The organism is Qipengyuania triglochinis, assembly GCF_054655615.1.
In genome coordinates, this window is the sequence record NZ_BAAHND010000002.1 from 479,415 (window position 1) to 494,468 (window position 15,054).

Consider the following 15,054-nt stretch of genomic DNA (forward strand, 5'->3'; position numbering starts at 1 on the left):
CGCGCCCCGCGCTATTGACACGCCTGTCAGTTAAGGCAGGATGCGGCGCGAGAGAGGAAGGCGGCAGCGCCGCGCTGTCGCCATCAGGAGAGAGCCATGGCCACTGCAGCCGTACCGCGCCCCGAATGCCGCACATCGCCCACCGCCTATGAAGCGCTGAAGCAGCATTTCGAAGAACATCCGGAACAGCGGCTGCATCATCCGCACAAGTGGGACGTTTCCCGCAGCGACATCTATGCCGACAATACGTGGCAGCCGATCTTCCGAGAAATGCGCGAGGCAGGCCCCCTGCACTACATTCCGGAAAGCCCCTTCGGCCCCTATTGGGCGGTGGTCCAGCACAAGGCGATCCAGCATATCGAAGCGCTGCCCGAAGTGTTCTCCTCCAGCTGGGAATATGGCGGCATCACCATCCTCAACCGTCTGAGCGAGGAAGAAATCGCCCAGAGCGGGGGAGAGCGGCGCGAACTGCCCATGTTCATCGCCATGGACCGGCCCGAACATACCGGCCAGCGCCGCACGGTGGCGCCCAAGTTTACCCCCAGCGGCATGGCCGAAATGGAAGGGGATATCCGGGCCCGCACCGGCGAACTGCTCGATTCGCTCCCGCGCGGGGAGGTTTTCGACTGGGTCGACAAGGTCTCCATCGAACTTACCACTGGCATGCTGGCCCTGCTGTTCGGCTTCCCGTGGGAAGACCGCCGCCTGCTTACGCTGTGGTCCGACTGGTCGGGCGATACGGAATTGGCCACCGTGCGCGGGCTCGACGAAATGCGCTGGGGGTTCCTCCACGAAATGGCGGCCTATTTCCAGTCGCTCTGGATGGAACGCTCGCAGGACAAGGAGCCGGGTGATGACCTCATCTCCATGATGATCCATTCCGAGGCGATGAGCCAGATGCGGCCCGAGGAATTCATGGGCAATCTGGTGCTGCTGATCGTGGGCGGCAACGACACCACCCGCAATTCGATGAGCGGGATCATCTACCAGCTCGACAAGAACCCGGACCAGCGCGAGCTGTTCGAACAGAAGCCCGACCTGATCCCCAATGCGGTGCAGGAAATCCTGCGCATGCAGACGCCGCTGGCGCATATGCGCCGGACCTGCACCGAGGATGCCGAGGTCTTCGGCCAGCCGATCAAGAAGGGCGACAAGGTCGTCCTCTGGTATCTTTCGGCCAATCGTGACGAGCAGGTATTCGAAAACCCCGACAAGCTGGACATAGAGCGCGAAAATGCCCGCCGGCACATCGCCTTTGGCTACGGCATCCATCGCTGCGTCGGCGCGCGGCTGGCCGAATTACAGCTTCGGGTGCTGCTGGAAGAAATGCACAAGCGCCGGATGCGCGTGCATGTGAAGGGCGAGATTGAGCGCGTGCGCGCCAATTTCGTACACGGCTTCCGCAAGCTCGAGGTCGAGCTTTCCGAGTTCTGACCCCCGGCAAGGCAGGGTTCATACCCTTTATGATAAAGACTAATATGACCATGAAGCCTGAACACAATCACACGCGCCGCGGCCTCCTCGGCTGGATCGGTGCCGGCGCCAGTTTCGCCGCCCTCACCGCCTGTGGATCGGGCCGCGCCGAAGCGAAGAGCTATCCCGTCTCGATGAGCGAGGCGCAATGGCGCAAGAAACTGACCAGCGCGGAATTCAGCGTGCTGCGCAAGGAATCGACCGAACGGCCCTACTCCTCGCCGCTGAACAAGGAAAAGCGCAGCGGTACCTATGTCTGCGCGGGCTGCGGCAACCGGCTGTATTCTTCGAAGACCAAGTTCGAATCGGGCACTGGCTGGCCCAGTTTCTGGGCCCCGATCGACAAGGGCGCCGTGGGCACCACCACGGATTACAAGATCGGCTATCCCCGCACCGAAGTGCACTGCGCTGATTGCGGCGGGCATCTTGGCCATATCTTCAATGATGGCCCCAAGCCCACCGGCAAGCGTCACTGCATCAATGGCGTGGCGATGGACTTCGTCGCCGCTTGAGTGCGCACCCGATAGACGCGCAATTCTTCCGGCCCTCCATGCTCGACCGGTTCGAGCCAAGCGGGTGGTTTGCCGTTCAGTAACGTGGCCGCCAGACCCGTCGGGGCCTCGCGGGCATAGAGACGGCTTTCGGCCACGCCCGCGCATAGCACGACATAATCGGCACCATGCTTCGCAACCAGCGCATGGGCTTTTGCCGGTTTGCCCATGAAGCCCCGGATCACATCGCCCATCGCATCGGCCGCCCGGTGGTGGCTGGTCGCGACGACCCCGTTTCCGGTATTGAGCAAAATTGCGGGTCCGATATCCATCGGAGCGAAAATCGTGCCGTGCGGCAACCGGCCGAGCTGGCTGACCGAATCGTAGATATTGCAGGAATCCTCGGCATTGATCGCGGCAGCCCTGCTCTGTTCGGCGTCGCTATCGGGCAGAATTTTTTCGGCTGCCGTGAACAGGCTCGATGGGGCGAGCAGCAGGACCAAGATCGCCAGCGCCCCGACACGCCTCGAAGTCGGCCCTTCCGCGCGGATGATATCGAGGAGCCGGGAGGCTAGCCAGCCAAGCGGAACCGCCGCGATGATCGCAGCGAAGGCGAGCGAGCGGGTCACCATCAGCGATAGCGCAATCGCCGCGAGCAGGATCAGCAAGTGATCGAACCACCAAAACTTCGCCTTCCCGCTCGCCCCGCGCCACAGCGCAGCAGTCGCCCCCACGGCCGCCACCAGCTGAATGATGGCAGGAACAGCCAGCGACGCAGCCTGTTTCCACAGCGGCTGCCCTTCGAGGATCAGCCGATACCAATAGCGGTCGACCATGGGATCGAGCTTAGCAAACGGGGTGGCGAGGCAAGCCGGAGAAATGGCCGCGTAACTCGCCGCGGCAACCGCGCCCGCGATCGCGAAGCATAGCGTCAGCGTCGTCCATCTCAGGGGCGCCATCCGCCCGATCAGCGTGGTGCCCACAGCGGCGACCGCAAAGAATGCAAGATGGGTAGGCGACACTGCGTCGCAGTAAGGTGTCGTCGCCAGACCGCGCGTGCCGAGGTAGAAAACTATCAGCGCGGCGGCAAAAGCCTGCATGTAACCGATCAGCCAGAAAGGTTCGGCCTGCCGCGCCCAGCGCACGTAAAGCACGCCCGCAAAGGCAGCGGCCATCGGCAGGACTTCCAGAGAGATGGAAAGGCCGAAAGCCATCGCGAAACCTGCCAGCCGCCCGCCCCATGCGCCCCGCCAGTTGAGCGTGAACAGGGCGGCCGCCACGCTCACTACCTGCCAGCCATGATGGTCGATCCGGGACGGGAGGAACTGAAACAGCAGTGGCGGCATCAGGCCGCAGACCGCCACGGCGAAGATAGCGGGACGCGCGCCAAGTAGCCGCCACGCCAGCCGACCGATGATGGCAAGCGCAATACCAAGGGTCGCGAAGGGGATGGTCAGGAAAGCCGCCATTTCCGCCCCCGCCTGGCCGAACAGCGGGGTCAGCGCCTTGATAACCAGCAGGATCGGCAGATCGACCAGCCGGGACCAGTGCATCGGCGTCCCTGCTGGCGGGTTGAGGCGGTACTGCGTAAGATCGAACCAGTCTTGGCCGCCGATCAGATCGCGCACCTGCACCAGGCGCATCGCATCGTCGGGATCGAGAAAGCTGCGCGCCAGCAAGTTCTGCGCACCTGTCGCCAACAGGATCGCGCAGATTACCGCCCACGCCACCAGCAGCGGCAGCGCCGGGAAAGCGTCTTTCGCGAGTGGGCCTTCGCTGTTCATGTCAGCTATGCGGACGAAACACGATCTTGCTGCGCAAAAGCCAAGTGAGCGCGAAGCTCGCCGCGATAGCGAACACCTTGCCAATGCGCGGATCGATGCCAGCCCTGTCTGCGCTGGAAACGATCACGGTGGTAAGCAGCAGTCCGGCAAGCGCCGAGACCCCGAACAGGATCTTCTGCCGCCGACGCTGCGGCCCCGCCGCCACCACGTTATCGGCAAACACCACCCTGCTGGATAGCAGCCAGTGCGTGATGATCCCGGCGCAATAGCCAAGCGCAGTCGCTCCGGCAGCGGAAATCTGCGTCATAAGCAGGAGCAGGAACACACCGACGTCCACCGCCAGGGCCGCCACGCTTGCAAAACCGTAGGTTATCAGCCGGACCAGATCCCAACGGCGGGCAAGGGCTGCGACCCTCGATTTCTGAAGCTCAGCCATTTGCGCCATCTTTCGCTTCCGTCTTGCCGGCAGCGACAGGCGATTGCTGCTTCACATCGCCTTTCCACCGCAGCAGCATCCATGGAACCCGGTCGGGCGCAAACTGGCTGCGATGGTGGCGATCGAAATAGGGCGGCATGTGATCGCCCACGATCAAAATGTCGGTCGGGGGGAAATCCGGAACAGTTATTTCCTTAATGATAGCTTGGTCGAGCTGGTCCCACAGCGCGAACTGGCGGCAAATCATGGGGTATTCGGCGGCCAGCCTGGCCGAAATTTTCTCGCAATGGTCCACATCGAGGTTCATTCCCGGCGGCACCGGCAGATGCGAATTCACCGTCAGCCAGTAGAGAAACTGGGGCTTTTCCGCGGCCTTCAGATCGTTTGCCAGCAGAGCCGGAATATCCCGGTCGCAAGCCCCGGGGAACACCCCGCCGCATTCCCGCGCGCCCCGCCCAAGCAATTGCTCGCCGAACTCTTCATGCTCGAACCCGATGTTGGGATACCATTTGGCGCGATCGAAGAACGCCCCGGTAAAACTATGATATGCCCGCGTCCCGTACCCCGCCGCCGCGAGTTTCGCGGGCAGGCAGGCGGCGTCCGCCTTTTCCAGCACTTCGTAATAATCGCCCCAGCGACCGCATAATTCGCGGATTTCGCCAGCCGTGGTCGAATTGTAATAGACCGTTTCGCCCCTGGTGATCTCAAACCGGTCGGTCACTGCAGGATCGTCGTAACGGGCGAACAGCAGGTCGGCCATATCGGCATTCCCCACCGGTTCGCCCAGCGATTCGACCATGATGAGCATAAGGTGGCGATCGGGCACGCCACCGGCCGGCACGAGGCCCGAGCCCTGACTTCCCGACATGAAGGGCGTGCCTTCGACGGCGGCACGTTGATAATGGCCGCGCATTCCCTGTGCCATGTGAGCATCAAGCCCAGCAAGCGAGACGGTACCAAGGATCGCGAGGACGACCAAGCGGATGTCGGTAAAGTTCTGGTTCCGCCGTTGGAGCCACAGAGCCAGCAGGCTGATCCCCAAAAGCAACACCCCTCCAACGAGATATTCGGTGGAGTTGGTGGGCTTAATCTCGACCAGAAACCGAACCGAATAAAGCAACGAGGAAATGGCGAGGTTGAACAGGCCTGCAATGAAGGCAAGGACCGAATAGGTCATCGCCGTGAGAAAGGTCAGGCCGCGTACCCATGCAGGGAGAGGGCGGACCAGCAGCCCGATTGCCCCGATGCCCAGGATATCCAGCACGCGCGGCGGCGCGCCCACAGCCCACATGGCGATGAAGGCCGCATTGGCTAGCAACAGCCAGATCAGCGCCCAGTTGCCGAACTTCCGCCACTGCCTCTCATCGATGGCCAAAAAGCCGGGCTTGGAGGCTATTCGCCCAACCAGTCCGCTTGGTAGCGCAGCTTCCGACATCTCAGGCTGCGTCGCGGTCGCCGGAAACACGCTCGGGAACCTGGCGCACCGAGGCAAGAGCAGCCGACTGGTCTTCGGTCAGGCGCCTGCTGGGCAGCGAGGCGGCATCCCCTTCGTCGCCCGCCTCGTGATATTCGGCATCCTCGTTGACGCACCAAGTGTCGTAGACGCGCTCGCCTGCGAGGATATTCTCGACCGTCAGCATGGCGGTCATCATCGCATGGTCCTGATTGTTGTAGCGATGCATGCCGTTGCGGCCGACGAGGTGCAGCGTCGGGTGCTTTTCCTCCAGTTCGCGGCGCATGGCATCGACATTCGCGGCGTAATCCTCGTCATAGACCGGATAGGCCTTTTCCTGCCTCACGACTGCGCCAGACTTGACCTTCCTGCGGTCGACGAGGCCGAGAATTTCCATTTCGTCGGTCGCGAGGGCGACGAGATCGTCGTCGCTCATCGACCAGAGGCCATCGCCTTCGAAGCAGAAATATTCGAGACCCACGCAGGCCATGTTCTCGTCGGGAATCATTTCCGGCGACCAGCTGCGGAAGTTCTGCACGCGGCCGACCTTCACCTTGCTGTCGTGGATGTAGATCCAGTTGTCGGGGAAGAGGTCTTCGCCCTCCACCATCAGCGCCACGGTCAGGAAGTCGCGATATTTCAGCTCACTGGCCTGCAGGGTGGACTGCGGGAGCGGATGGAGGCGTTTGGACAGTTCGCGCATCGGGGCGCTGCTGATGGCATGCGCTGCCTCGATGACGATTTCGCCATCCTTGCCGGCGGCGCTCATGCGCCAGCCGCCCTTACCGTCTGCGGCGAGCTGCTTGAGGCCGTGGCCCATGATGATCTGGCCTTTGCCGGTGGCGAGGATCTTGTCGCGCGCGGCTTCCCACATCATGCCCGGGCCAAGCCGCGGATAGCGGAAGGTTTCGAGCAGCGTCTTCACAGCCTGCCCGTCGTTCGGTTTCTTGTTGAGGCCGAGGCTGCGCTTCAATCCGTCGGTCACCGCGCCCCATAGCGAGAGGCCCTTGATGCGCTGGGCCGCCCAGTCGGCGCTCATCTCGTCGCAAGGCATGCCCCACACCTTCTCGGTATACGTCTTAAAGAAGATCGAATAGAGCTTGTGGCCGAACTGGTTGACGGTCCAGTCCTCGAAGCTCTTCACCTCCTTCTTGGGGAACAGCTTGTACTGCAGATAGCTCGCCATGCAGATGGTCGAGCGAAAGATGCCGAGGTTCCAGAGCGCTTCGAAGGCGCGCAGCGGGTAGCTGTAGAATTTGCCCTCGTAATAGATGCGGCTCATGCGCGGGCGCTGGATGAAATCGTCTTCGCCGAGGATCTCGTTCCACAGGTCGACGACCTGCTTGCTCTTCGAGAAGAACCGGTGGCCGCCGATGTCGAATCGGTAGCCTTCATGCTCCACCGTGCGGCTGATGCCGCCGACATAGGTGCCGTCCTGTTCGATGATGGCGACCGACTTGCCCTGGCGCGTCAGCAGATAGCCCGCAGTCAGACCGGCGGGGCCTGCGCCGATAATGGCGACATCGACTTTGACGGATTGGTTCGGTTTTTCCACGAATGTCCCCAGGCCTGATCAACTGGGTTGGGGAGTGGAGGATAATGGTTAGCTTATGGTTAACCGGCCGCTTTTACCTGGAAATGCCAGGCCGCCGAACAAGCGTCGAAGCCCCGACAAGACCTGGTACGGGTGGCGGGACTCGAACCCGCACGAGCAAAGCTCAGGGGATTTTAAGTCCCCGGCGTCTACCATTCCGCCACACCCGCGTATCGCGCGAGGCGTCCTAGAGCCAAGTGATTGAAGTCGCAATCCGGATCGTGCCGGTGCGGATCATTACCCGTTATTCAGGCGCTCGCGGATTTCCTTGCCCGGCTTGAAATAGGGCACCCGCTTGGCGGGCACGTCCACCAGCTCCCCGGTGCGCGGATTGCGGCCCTGCCGCGCTTCGCGTTCGCGCGTGGAAAACGCCCCGAAGCCGCGCAGTTCCACCCGTCCGCCTTCCGACAGACGTTGACTGATTTCATCGAAGAAGATGTCCACCACCTGCTCCACCTCTTCGGCGCGCAGTTCGGGATTGTCCTTCGAGATAGCAGCGAGGAGTTCTGAACGAATCATGGTCACTCTTTCCAGACCGCCGGGATGGCAGCGTCATCAATTACAAATGCGACCCGTAACGGGCCCCGATCTTGCGAGCCCTTTCAATGGCCAGTGGCAGAATTAGGCGGTTTCCACAAGAGAATCCGTCGCAATTCGTGGACGGAGGATCACGTTTCGGCGAGGAGTTTCTCCGGCGCAAGGCCGAGGCGGGCCATCCGCGCGCGAATTTCCGGCCATTCCTCTTTCAGGAAAATCTCGCGGTCCCGGTCCCGCAAGATCTGCGCCGCGCCCTTCACCACATACATGCCGACGCCGCGCTGCACTTCGACCAGCCCATCGTTCTGGAACTGCTGATAGGCCTTGGCGACGGTGAGCGGATTGGCGCCCTGCTCCGCCGCGAGCGCGCGGACCGACGGCAGCATCTCGCCCTCTTTATACTGTCCATCGATAATCGCCGCGGCGATGAGATCGCGCAGCTTGAGATAAACAGGCTTGGACTGGTTCTTCATGGTTAATTCCCGGGCGACGCAATAGTGCGTCAGTGCCATAATACAGCGCCGCGCGCAAGGTTCCCGCCAGACGCGGCGTGACGCCAGCCCGGATTGGTCGCTACTGTAACTAATGCTTCACATGGCCGCGCAAACCGCTAGGGTGCGCCGCTTCAAGGGAGGGCCGCGCCCAGGGAGGGGCGGCTATCGGAATACTTAGAGGGACACCGATTCATATGGTCGAAGGCATGTTCTTCACATTCGGCTCTGCGTTCGAAATGTGGGCATTCAGAGTTGCCGTAATCGCACTGGCATCTTTTCTTATCGGAGGGGTGGTGCTCGTCACGCGCCCGCAACCCGAAGTCATCGGACATCCCAAGGGATTGTTCCTGCTGTTCATGGCCGAAATGTGGGAGCGTTTCTCCTATTACGGCATGCGCGCCCTGCTGATCTTCTACCTCGTTCAGCACTGGCTCTTCACCGATAGCGAAGCCTCCGTCATCTACGGTGCCTATACCGCGCTCGTTTACATCACTCCGGTGGTGGGCGGCTATCTGGCCGACCGCTTCCTCGGTCAGCGCAAGGCGGTGGTCTTCGGCGCAGTCCTGCTGACACTGGGCCATTTCTTCATGGCCTTCGAAGGCGGCGGCGGCCAGGCCGACCCGATCATCAACATCTTCTGGCTGGCTCTGGCCCTCATCATCGTGGGTTCGGGCTTCCTCAAGGCGAATATCTCGGTGATCGTCGGTCAGCTCTATTCGCGCACCGACGTCCGCCGCGACCCGGCTTACACCATCTTCTACATGGGCATTAACGTCGGCGCGGCCACCGCATCGATCATCTGCGGCTATCTCGGCCAGACCTATGGCTGGCAGTACGGCTTCGGCCTCGCCGGTTTCGGCATGCTGATCGGCCTCGTGTTCTTCGTGCTCGGCAAGCCCCTGCTGCTCGGCAAGGGCGAACCCAAGGATCCTTCGAAGCTCAAGGGCGGCAAGGAATGGGGTATCTACGGCGCCGGTCTTGCCATGGTCGCACTGTGCTGGGCCGCTATCCAGTATCAGGAACTCGTCGGCGTGGTGCTGGGCATCTTCGGCGGCGGTCTGGTGCTTTATGTTCTCTTCACTGCAGTCACCAAGCTGCCGAGTGAAGAGCGTGACCGCATTTTCGCGGCCATGTTCCTGATCCTGACCTCGATCGTCTTCTGGGCGCTGTTCGAACAGGCCGGATCCAGCCTCAACCTGTTTACCGACCGTCACGTCGACACGCAGGGTGTGAACGCATCCATGTTCCAGTCGATCAACGCGATCTACATCGTGCTGCTCGCCCCGCTCTTCGCGATGGTGTGGCAGGGTCTGGCCCGCAAGGGCAAGGAACCCAGCACCCCGCTGAAATTCGGCCTGGCCGTCATTCAGGTGGGCCTCGGCTTCCTCGTGCTCGTCTGGGGTGCGGAAAGCGTTGGCGTTAATGTGCCGACGCCGGTCATCTTCATCTTCCTGATCTACCTGCTGCACACCACCGGTGAGCTCTGCCTATCGCCGGTCGGCCTTTCGGCAATGAACCGCCTGAGCCCGACGCATATGGCATCGCTCATCATGGGTACGTGGTTCTTCGCTTCGGCTGCCGGTAACTTTGCCGCCGGTCTTATCGCTTCGGCCACCGGTGCCGAAGGCGTTGGCGAGGAAGCGGGCAAGCAGGTTGTCCTCGGCGTCTATTCCACCGTTGGCTGGTTCGCAGTCGGCGTCGGTGTGTTCGTCATGGTCATCAGCCCGCTGATCAAGAAGCTGATGCATCTCGACACGATCGTGGACGACAATCTCGGCGACGACCTCGAAGGTCAGGCCGGGGCAGGTCTCGAAGCGCAGGAAGCCGGCATGCATCCGGCAACCAACCCGCAGATGCCGGGCAAGCACGAAGAGAACCGCTGAGAAGCCAATTCTTTTCGACAAATGTAATTGACCGGGCGGGTCGGGACAGCGATGTTCCGACCCGTTCTTTTTGGGGGACTTCATGAAGAAACTTGCCCTGCTTGCGCTTTCCGCAAGCCTTGCCGCCTGCGCGACCACGAATACCGACAGCAACTCCGCCACCTCGGCGTCCAGCAAGGACTGGACCGCGCCGAAAGGTGCCGACAATCGCGTGCCTTTCGCCTCGACCTACAGCCGCTATCCCGGCCGCCCGACCGCGCTGGTCGGCGCGACGGTGTTCGACGGAACCGGCCGCCGCATCGACAATGGAACGGTCCTGTTCAGCGATGGCGAGGTTGTGGCCGTGGGCGATGCCTCGCTGCCGACCGAAGGCTATGACCGCGTCGACGCCAGCGGCAAATTCGTGACCCCCGGCGTGATCGACATCCATTCGCATCTCGGCGATTACCCCACCCCCAGCGTGGATGCCCATTCGGACGGCAATGAAGCGACCAGCCCGATGACACCCGAAGTCTGGGCCGAACATTCGGTCTGGCCGCAGGACCCGGGCTTCACCCGTGCGCTGGCCAATGGCGGCGTCACCAGCCTGCAGATCCTTCCCGGATCGGCCAACCTCACCGGCGGCCGTTCGGTCACGCTCAAGAACGTGCCCGCCCGCACCGTGCAGGGAATGAAGTTTCCCGGTGCGCCTTACGGGATGAAGATGGCCTGCGGTGAAAACCCCAAGCGCGTCTATGGCAGCAAGGGCCGGATGCCTTCCACCCGGATGGGCAATTTCGCGGTCAACCGCCAGATGTGGCTCGATGCGCAGGCCTATGACGGCAAGAAGCGCGATCTGGGCAAGGAAACGCTCAAGGGCGTGCTCGATGGCGAAATCCTCGTCCACAACCACTGCTACCGCGCCGATGAAATGGCGCTGGTCATGGATATGGCCAAGGAGATGGGGTACAAGGTCACTGCCTTCCACCACGCCGTCGAAGCTTACAAGATCGGCGATCTCCTGCGCGAAAACGAAGTGTGCAGCGCGATCTGGGCCGATTGGTACGGCTTCAAGATGGAAGCCTATGACGGCATTCTCGAAAACGCCGCCTTCCTGCGCCAGGCCGATGCCTGCGTGATCATCCATTCCGACGATGCCAACGGCATCCAGCGCCTCAATCAGGAAGCCGCCAAGGCGCAGGCCGCCGGACGGCGCGTGGGCATCGACATTCCAGATGCCGAAGTGGTCGGCTGGTTCACGCTCAACGCCGCCAAGGCGATGGGCATTGCCGATCGTACCGGCAGCCTCGAAGCCGGCAAGATGGCAGACGTCGTGCTGTGGAACGGCGATCCGCTGTCGGTCTACTCGCGGCCGGAAAAGGTCTGGGTCGACGGGGCGCTCATGTTCGATGCGATGGACCGCAAGCGGCGGCCGGTCAGCGATTTCGAGCTCGGCCAGCCGGGTGAAGGAGACGTGAAATGAAGGCGCTGTTCGCATTTGCCGCCAGCACGCTGGCCCTCGCCGCATCGCCCGCACTGGCGCAGGATGTCGCCATGACCGGCGTGACTGTCGCCACCGGTGACGGCTCCGCCCCCATCGAGAATGGCGCCATCCTCCTGCAGAACGGCAAGGTCGTTTATGCGGGCCCCGCAGCGGGCATGCCGCAGACGTCTGTCGCCGCGGTCGAGGCGCCGCAGGGTTCGTGGGTTACGCCCGGCCTCTTCGCCACGGTCACATCGCTTGGCCTGTGGGACGTTGGCGCCGTAAGCCAGTCGAACGATACGAACGCTGGCGGCTCGCCGTTCAGCGCCGCTCTGGACGTGGCCCCGGCGGTCAATCCGGCCTCGCAGCACATCGCCGTACACCGCGCCGCGGGCGTGACGCGCGCGGCCAGCCTCATGTCCTCGACCGGCTCGATCTTCCAGGGCCAGGGCGCGATCATCGATCTGGGCTCGGATGGCGATGCCGTGGTCCAGCCGCGCGCATTCCAGTCCGTCGCGCTGGGCGAAGCAGGCGCACGGGTCGCCGGCGGCAGCCGCGCCTCTGCCCATGCGCTGTTCCGGAACGCCTTGCGCGAAGCGGGCCAGTTCGGTGACGATGCGCGCATTCCGGGCATGGAATCGCGCCAGCGCGATGTCCGCACCGGTGACGATCTCCCGCTCGATCCGCGCCTTTCCGGTGAAAACGGCGAACGCGGGACCGACGTATTGCTCACCCGGTTCGATGCCGCGGCGCTGGTGCCGGTGGTGCGCGGCGAACAGAAGCTGTTCGTCATGGTCGAACGCGCTTCGGACATCCGCAGCGTGATTGCGCTCAAGCGCGAATTCCCGCGGCTCGATCTCGTGCTCGTCGGCGCCAGCGAAGGCTGGCTGGTGGCGCCCGAAATCGCCGCTGCCAATATTCCGGTCATCGCCGACGGGCTCGACGATCTGCCCGCCAGTTTCGAAGAACTCGCCAGCACGCAGTCGAACATCGGCCGCATGGTGAAGGCCGGGGTCAAGGTGGCGATCAATGCCGCCGCGATGGAGAACCCGCGTAATCTCAACCAATATGCTGGCAACCTCGTCGCTCTCACGCGCATTCCCGGTGCCGACGGGCTGAGCTGGGGGCAGGCCTTTGCCGCGATCAGTTCCGTTCCGGCGGACATTGTGGGCATGGGGTCGAGGGCAGGTGTGCTGATGCCTGGCGCGGTGGGCGATCTGGTCGTGTGGGACGGTGATCCGCTCGAACTCGGATCGACGCCGGTCAGCGTCTATATCGACGGTGTCGAACAACCCCTGGAAAGCCACCAGAGCCGCCTGCGCGATCGTTACCGCGATCTCGATACGAGCGACCTGCCCAAGGCCTACGACTGGTGAGGAAGAACCCGCAAATGCGAACTATGTTGCTGGCGCTCGGCGCCGCCTGTGCGGCCGTGGCCATTACCTCGGCCACCGCGCAGAACGAAGCTCCCGACAAGTCGTCGGACATTGCCTGGATGAATGCCCAGCAGGCCTATCTCAGCGGCCTCAAAGCGGAAGACGGCTGGCACACGATGGACGGCGGCCTGCGCTGGCGCTTCGTCGATTATACCGGCAATGACCGCAAGCCGACCGTGGCCGACACGGTGACAGTGCATTACGCGGGCACTTTCATCGACGGGGAAACCTTCGATTCCAGCTTCGACCGGGGCGAACCGGCCACCTTTCCGCTCGGCCGTCTGGTCAAGGCGTGGCAGATGGCGATCCCTGAGATGGGCGTGGGCGACACCATCGAAATCGCCGCGCCGGCGGACCTTGCCTATGGGCCCATGGGCAAAGGCCCGATCCCCGGCGGCGCGACCCTGCTGTTCACGGTCAAGCTGATCGATATCAAGTAGAGTCCACACGAACGGCTTGCCAATGCCGGGCCGCTGCGATTGAATGCCCGCACGGCTGCGGGAGGGAATCGATGGCGTCCGGGATAGTCCAGTTGTTTGCCGCCAGCGTGGCGTTCGTGGGCACGCATTTCGCGCTGTCGCACCCGCTGCGCGGGCCGCTGGTCAGCAGACTGGGGGAGAATGGCTTCCGCCTGCTCTATTCGCTGGTCGCGCTCGGCACGTTCGTCTGGATCGTGCAGGCGTTCCGCGCGGTTGGTCCGGGCGGCGCGGCGCTGTGGGACGGCAAGGGCGATGCGGTCTGGATCGCGGCGAGCATTGTCATGCTGCTGGCATCGGTCCTGCTGGCAGGCTCCTTCGTCCGCAATCCCGCCCTGCCCGATCCGCGCGCGGCAAAGCATGCGGCGGCGGGCGTACACGGCGTCTTCCATGTCACCCGCCACCCGATGATGTGGTCCTTCTCGCTATGGGCGGCGGTGCACATCCTGCTGAGCCCGACCGCGCGGCAGTTCGTGCTGGCCGGGGCGATCGCCCTGCTCGCCCTGCTCGGCGCGCATATGCAGGACCGCAAGAAAGAGGCGCTGATGGGCGAAACCTGGGCAGGCTGGGAAGCGCAGACCAGCTACTGGCTGCGCCCCGGCGGATTGCTGCGCGCGGGCGCCGTGGCATGGCTTGGCGGTATCGCGATCTGGCTGGCCGCCACCTATGGCCATATCCACGCCAATGGCTGGGATGCAGGCATCTGGCGCTGGGTTTAACAATAACCTCGCGCCCTAAATACCCCGAAACTGCGGCGCGCGTTTCTCGATCAGCGCATCGACGCCTTCCATGTGATCCTGCGTCGAATGCATCAGCGCCTGCGCATTGGCCGCCATTTCCAACGCCGCGTCATAGCTGGTGGAGCGTCCTTGCCGCATCAGATTCTTCGCCTGCCGCAGGGCATGGGGCGGCATTGCAGCGACCTTGGCGGCCAGCGCCCCCGCCTCCTCCATCAGCGCATCGTGATCGACCACGCGGCTTACCAGCCCCCAGTCGAGCGCGGTGGGCGCATCGATCACATCGCCGGTATAGAACAACTCCGCCGCCCGCGCCTCGCCGATGATGCGCGGCAGGATCCACGTGCCGCCATCGCCCGGAATGATGCCGAGCTTGAGAAAGGTCACCCCGAACTTCGCCTTGTCGCTCGCGATGCGCATGTCGGCGAGGCAGGCCAGATCGCACCCCAGCCCGATCGCCGGGCCGTTGACCGCCGCAATCAGCGGCACGCGGAGCGAATAGAGCGCGCGCAGGATCTTGTGGATGTTATTGCGATAGCCATCGGCGATCTCGGGCGCGGTGCCGCCAAAATTGCCCGTCTTGTCCTTCATCGCCTTGATATCGCCGCCCGCGCTGAAGGCCCGCCCCGCCCCGGTCAGGATCACGCAGCGCACGTCCATATCGCCATTGATCGCATCGCAGGCCGCCGCAAACGCATCCCCATCCCCCGCTGCGCCGAGCGGGTTCATGCTGTCGGGCCGGTTGAGCGTGAGCGTGGTGATGTGGTTTGCGGTGCGGGTGGTGAGCAGGGTCATGGG

The 15,054-nt window shown here is 63.1% G+C and carries 14 protein-coding genes and 1 tRNA gene; 7 read left to right on the plus strand and 8 right to left on the minus strand.

What is annotated here, in order from left to right; translation table 11 throughout:
* The first annotated feature begins 96 nt into the window (after positions 1–96).
* Together ACYQ0G_RS08420 and msrB are read left to right on the plus strand one after the other, a co-directional pair.
* Positions 97–1,434, plus strand: coding sequence for a cytochrome P450 (locus tag ACYQ0G_RS08420; RefSeq protein WP_460101601.1), 1,338 nt, complete (start codon positions 97–99; stop codon positions 1,432–1,434).
* A 44-nt stretch (positions 1,435–1,478) separates the two neighbouring features.
* A complete protein-coding gene (gene msrB, locus ACYQ0G_RS08425; protein WP_460101603.1) occupies positions 1,479–1,985 on the plus strand; it encodes a peptide-methionine (R)-S-oxide reductase MsrB in 507 nt (168 codons plus the stop codon).
* Here the strand turns inward: msrB and ACYQ0G_RS08430 are convergent.
* From ACYQ0G_RS08430 to ACYQ0G_RS08460, 7 genes are all read right to left on the minus strand, one after another.
* Positions 1,943–3,748: a hypothetical protein gene (locus ACYQ0G_RS08430; RefSeq protein ID WP_460101605.1), complete on the minus strand. Its 1,806-nt coding sequence runs from the start codon at positions 3,746–3,748 to the stop codon at positions 1,943–1,945. The two genes, msrB and ACYQ0G_RS08430, sit on opposite strands and share 43 nt — an antisense overlap.
* Position 3,749: 1 nt before the next feature.
* A complete protein-coding gene (locus tag ACYQ0G_RS08435; protein ID WP_460101606.1) occupies positions 3,750–4,184 on the minus strand; it encodes a GtrA family protein in 435 nt (144 codons plus the stop codon).
* A complete protein-coding gene (locus ACYQ0G_RS08440; RefSeq protein ID WP_460101607.1) occupies positions 4,177–5,559 on the minus strand; it encodes a sulfatase-like hydrolase/transferase in 1,383 nt (460 codons plus the stop codon). The genes ACYQ0G_RS08435 and ACYQ0G_RS08440 overlap by 8 nt, the downstream gene beginning before the upstream one ends.
* Positions 5,560–5,620: 61 nt before the next feature.
* A complete protein-coding gene (locus ACYQ0G_RS08445; RefSeq protein WP_460101609.1) occupies positions 5,621–7,192 on the minus strand; it encodes an NAD(P)/FAD-dependent oxidoreductase in 1,572 nt (523 codons plus the stop codon).
* A 124-nt stretch (positions 7,193–7,316) separates the two neighbouring features.
* Positions 7,317–7,401: transfer RNA gene (locus ACYQ0G_RS08450), tRNA-Leu, on the minus strand.
* Positions 7,402–7,468: 67 nt separating this feature from the next.
* Positions 7,469–7,750 carry an integration host factor subunit beta gene (locus tag ACYQ0G_RS08455; RefSeq protein WP_460101610.1) on the minus strand — a complete coding sequence of 94 codons (282 nt, stop codon included), beginning with the start codon at positions 7,748–7,750 and terminating at the stop codon, positions 7,469–7,471.
* A 149-nt stretch (positions 7,751–7,899) separates the two neighbouring features.
* A complete protein-coding gene (locus tag ACYQ0G_RS08460) occupies positions 7,900–8,241 on the minus strand; it encodes a GntR family transcriptional regulator (protein WP_221543993.1) in 342 nt (113 codons plus the stop codon).
* A 215-nt stretch (positions 8,242–8,456) separates the two neighbouring features.
* Here ACYQ0G_RS08460 and ACYQ0G_RS08465 point away from each other — a divergent pair, with 215 nt between their 5' ends.
* The 5 genes from ACYQ0G_RS08465 (at position 8,457) to ACYQ0G_RS08485 (ending at position 14,238) form a co-directional block, all read left to right on the plus strand.
* Positions 8,457–10,145: a peptide MFS transporter gene (locus ACYQ0G_RS08465; protein ID WP_460101612.1), complete on the plus strand. Its 1,689-nt coding sequence runs from the start codon at positions 8,457–8,459 to the stop codon at positions 10,143–10,145.
* A gap of 82 nt (positions 10,146–10,227) precedes the next feature.
* The gene (locus ACYQ0G_RS08470; protein ID WP_460101614.1) at positions 10,228–11,607 is read left to right on the plus strand and encodes an amidohydrolase; all 1,380 of its coding nucleotides are present in this window, start codon (positions 10,228–10,230) and stop codon (positions 11,605–11,607) included.
* A complete protein-coding gene (locus tag ACYQ0G_RS08475) occupies positions 11,604–12,983 on the plus strand; it encodes an amidohydrolase family protein (RefSeq protein ID WP_460101616.1) in 1,380 nt (459 codons plus the stop codon). Before ACYQ0G_RS08470 ends, ACYQ0G_RS08475 begins: the two co-directional genes overlap by 4 nt.
* 14 nt (positions 12,984–12,997) lie before the next feature.
* Complete coding sequence (locus ACYQ0G_RS08480; RefSeq protein WP_460101618.1) at positions 12,998–13,483, plus strand: FKBP-type peptidyl-prolyl cis-trans isomerase; 486 nt, start codon at positions 12,998–13,000, stop codon at positions 13,481–13,483.
* 71 nt (positions 13,484–13,554) lie between these two features.
* Positions 13,555–14,238 carry an NnrU family protein gene (locus ACYQ0G_RS08485; protein ID WP_460101619.1) on the plus strand — a complete coding sequence of 228 codons (684 nt, stop codon included), beginning with the start codon at positions 13,555–13,557 and terminating at the stop codon, positions 14,236–14,238.
* A 15-nt stretch (positions 14,239–14,253) separates the two neighbouring features.
* On the opposite strand, the gene ACYQ0G_RS08490 is transcribed toward ACYQ0G_RS08485, so the two are convergent.
* Complete coding sequence (locus ACYQ0G_RS08490) at positions 14,254–15,051, minus strand: crotonase/enoyl-CoA hydratase family protein (RefSeq protein ID WP_460101621.1); 798 nt, start codon at positions 15,049–15,051, stop codon at positions 14,254–14,256.
* Positions 15,052–15,054 lie beyond the last annotated feature (3 nt).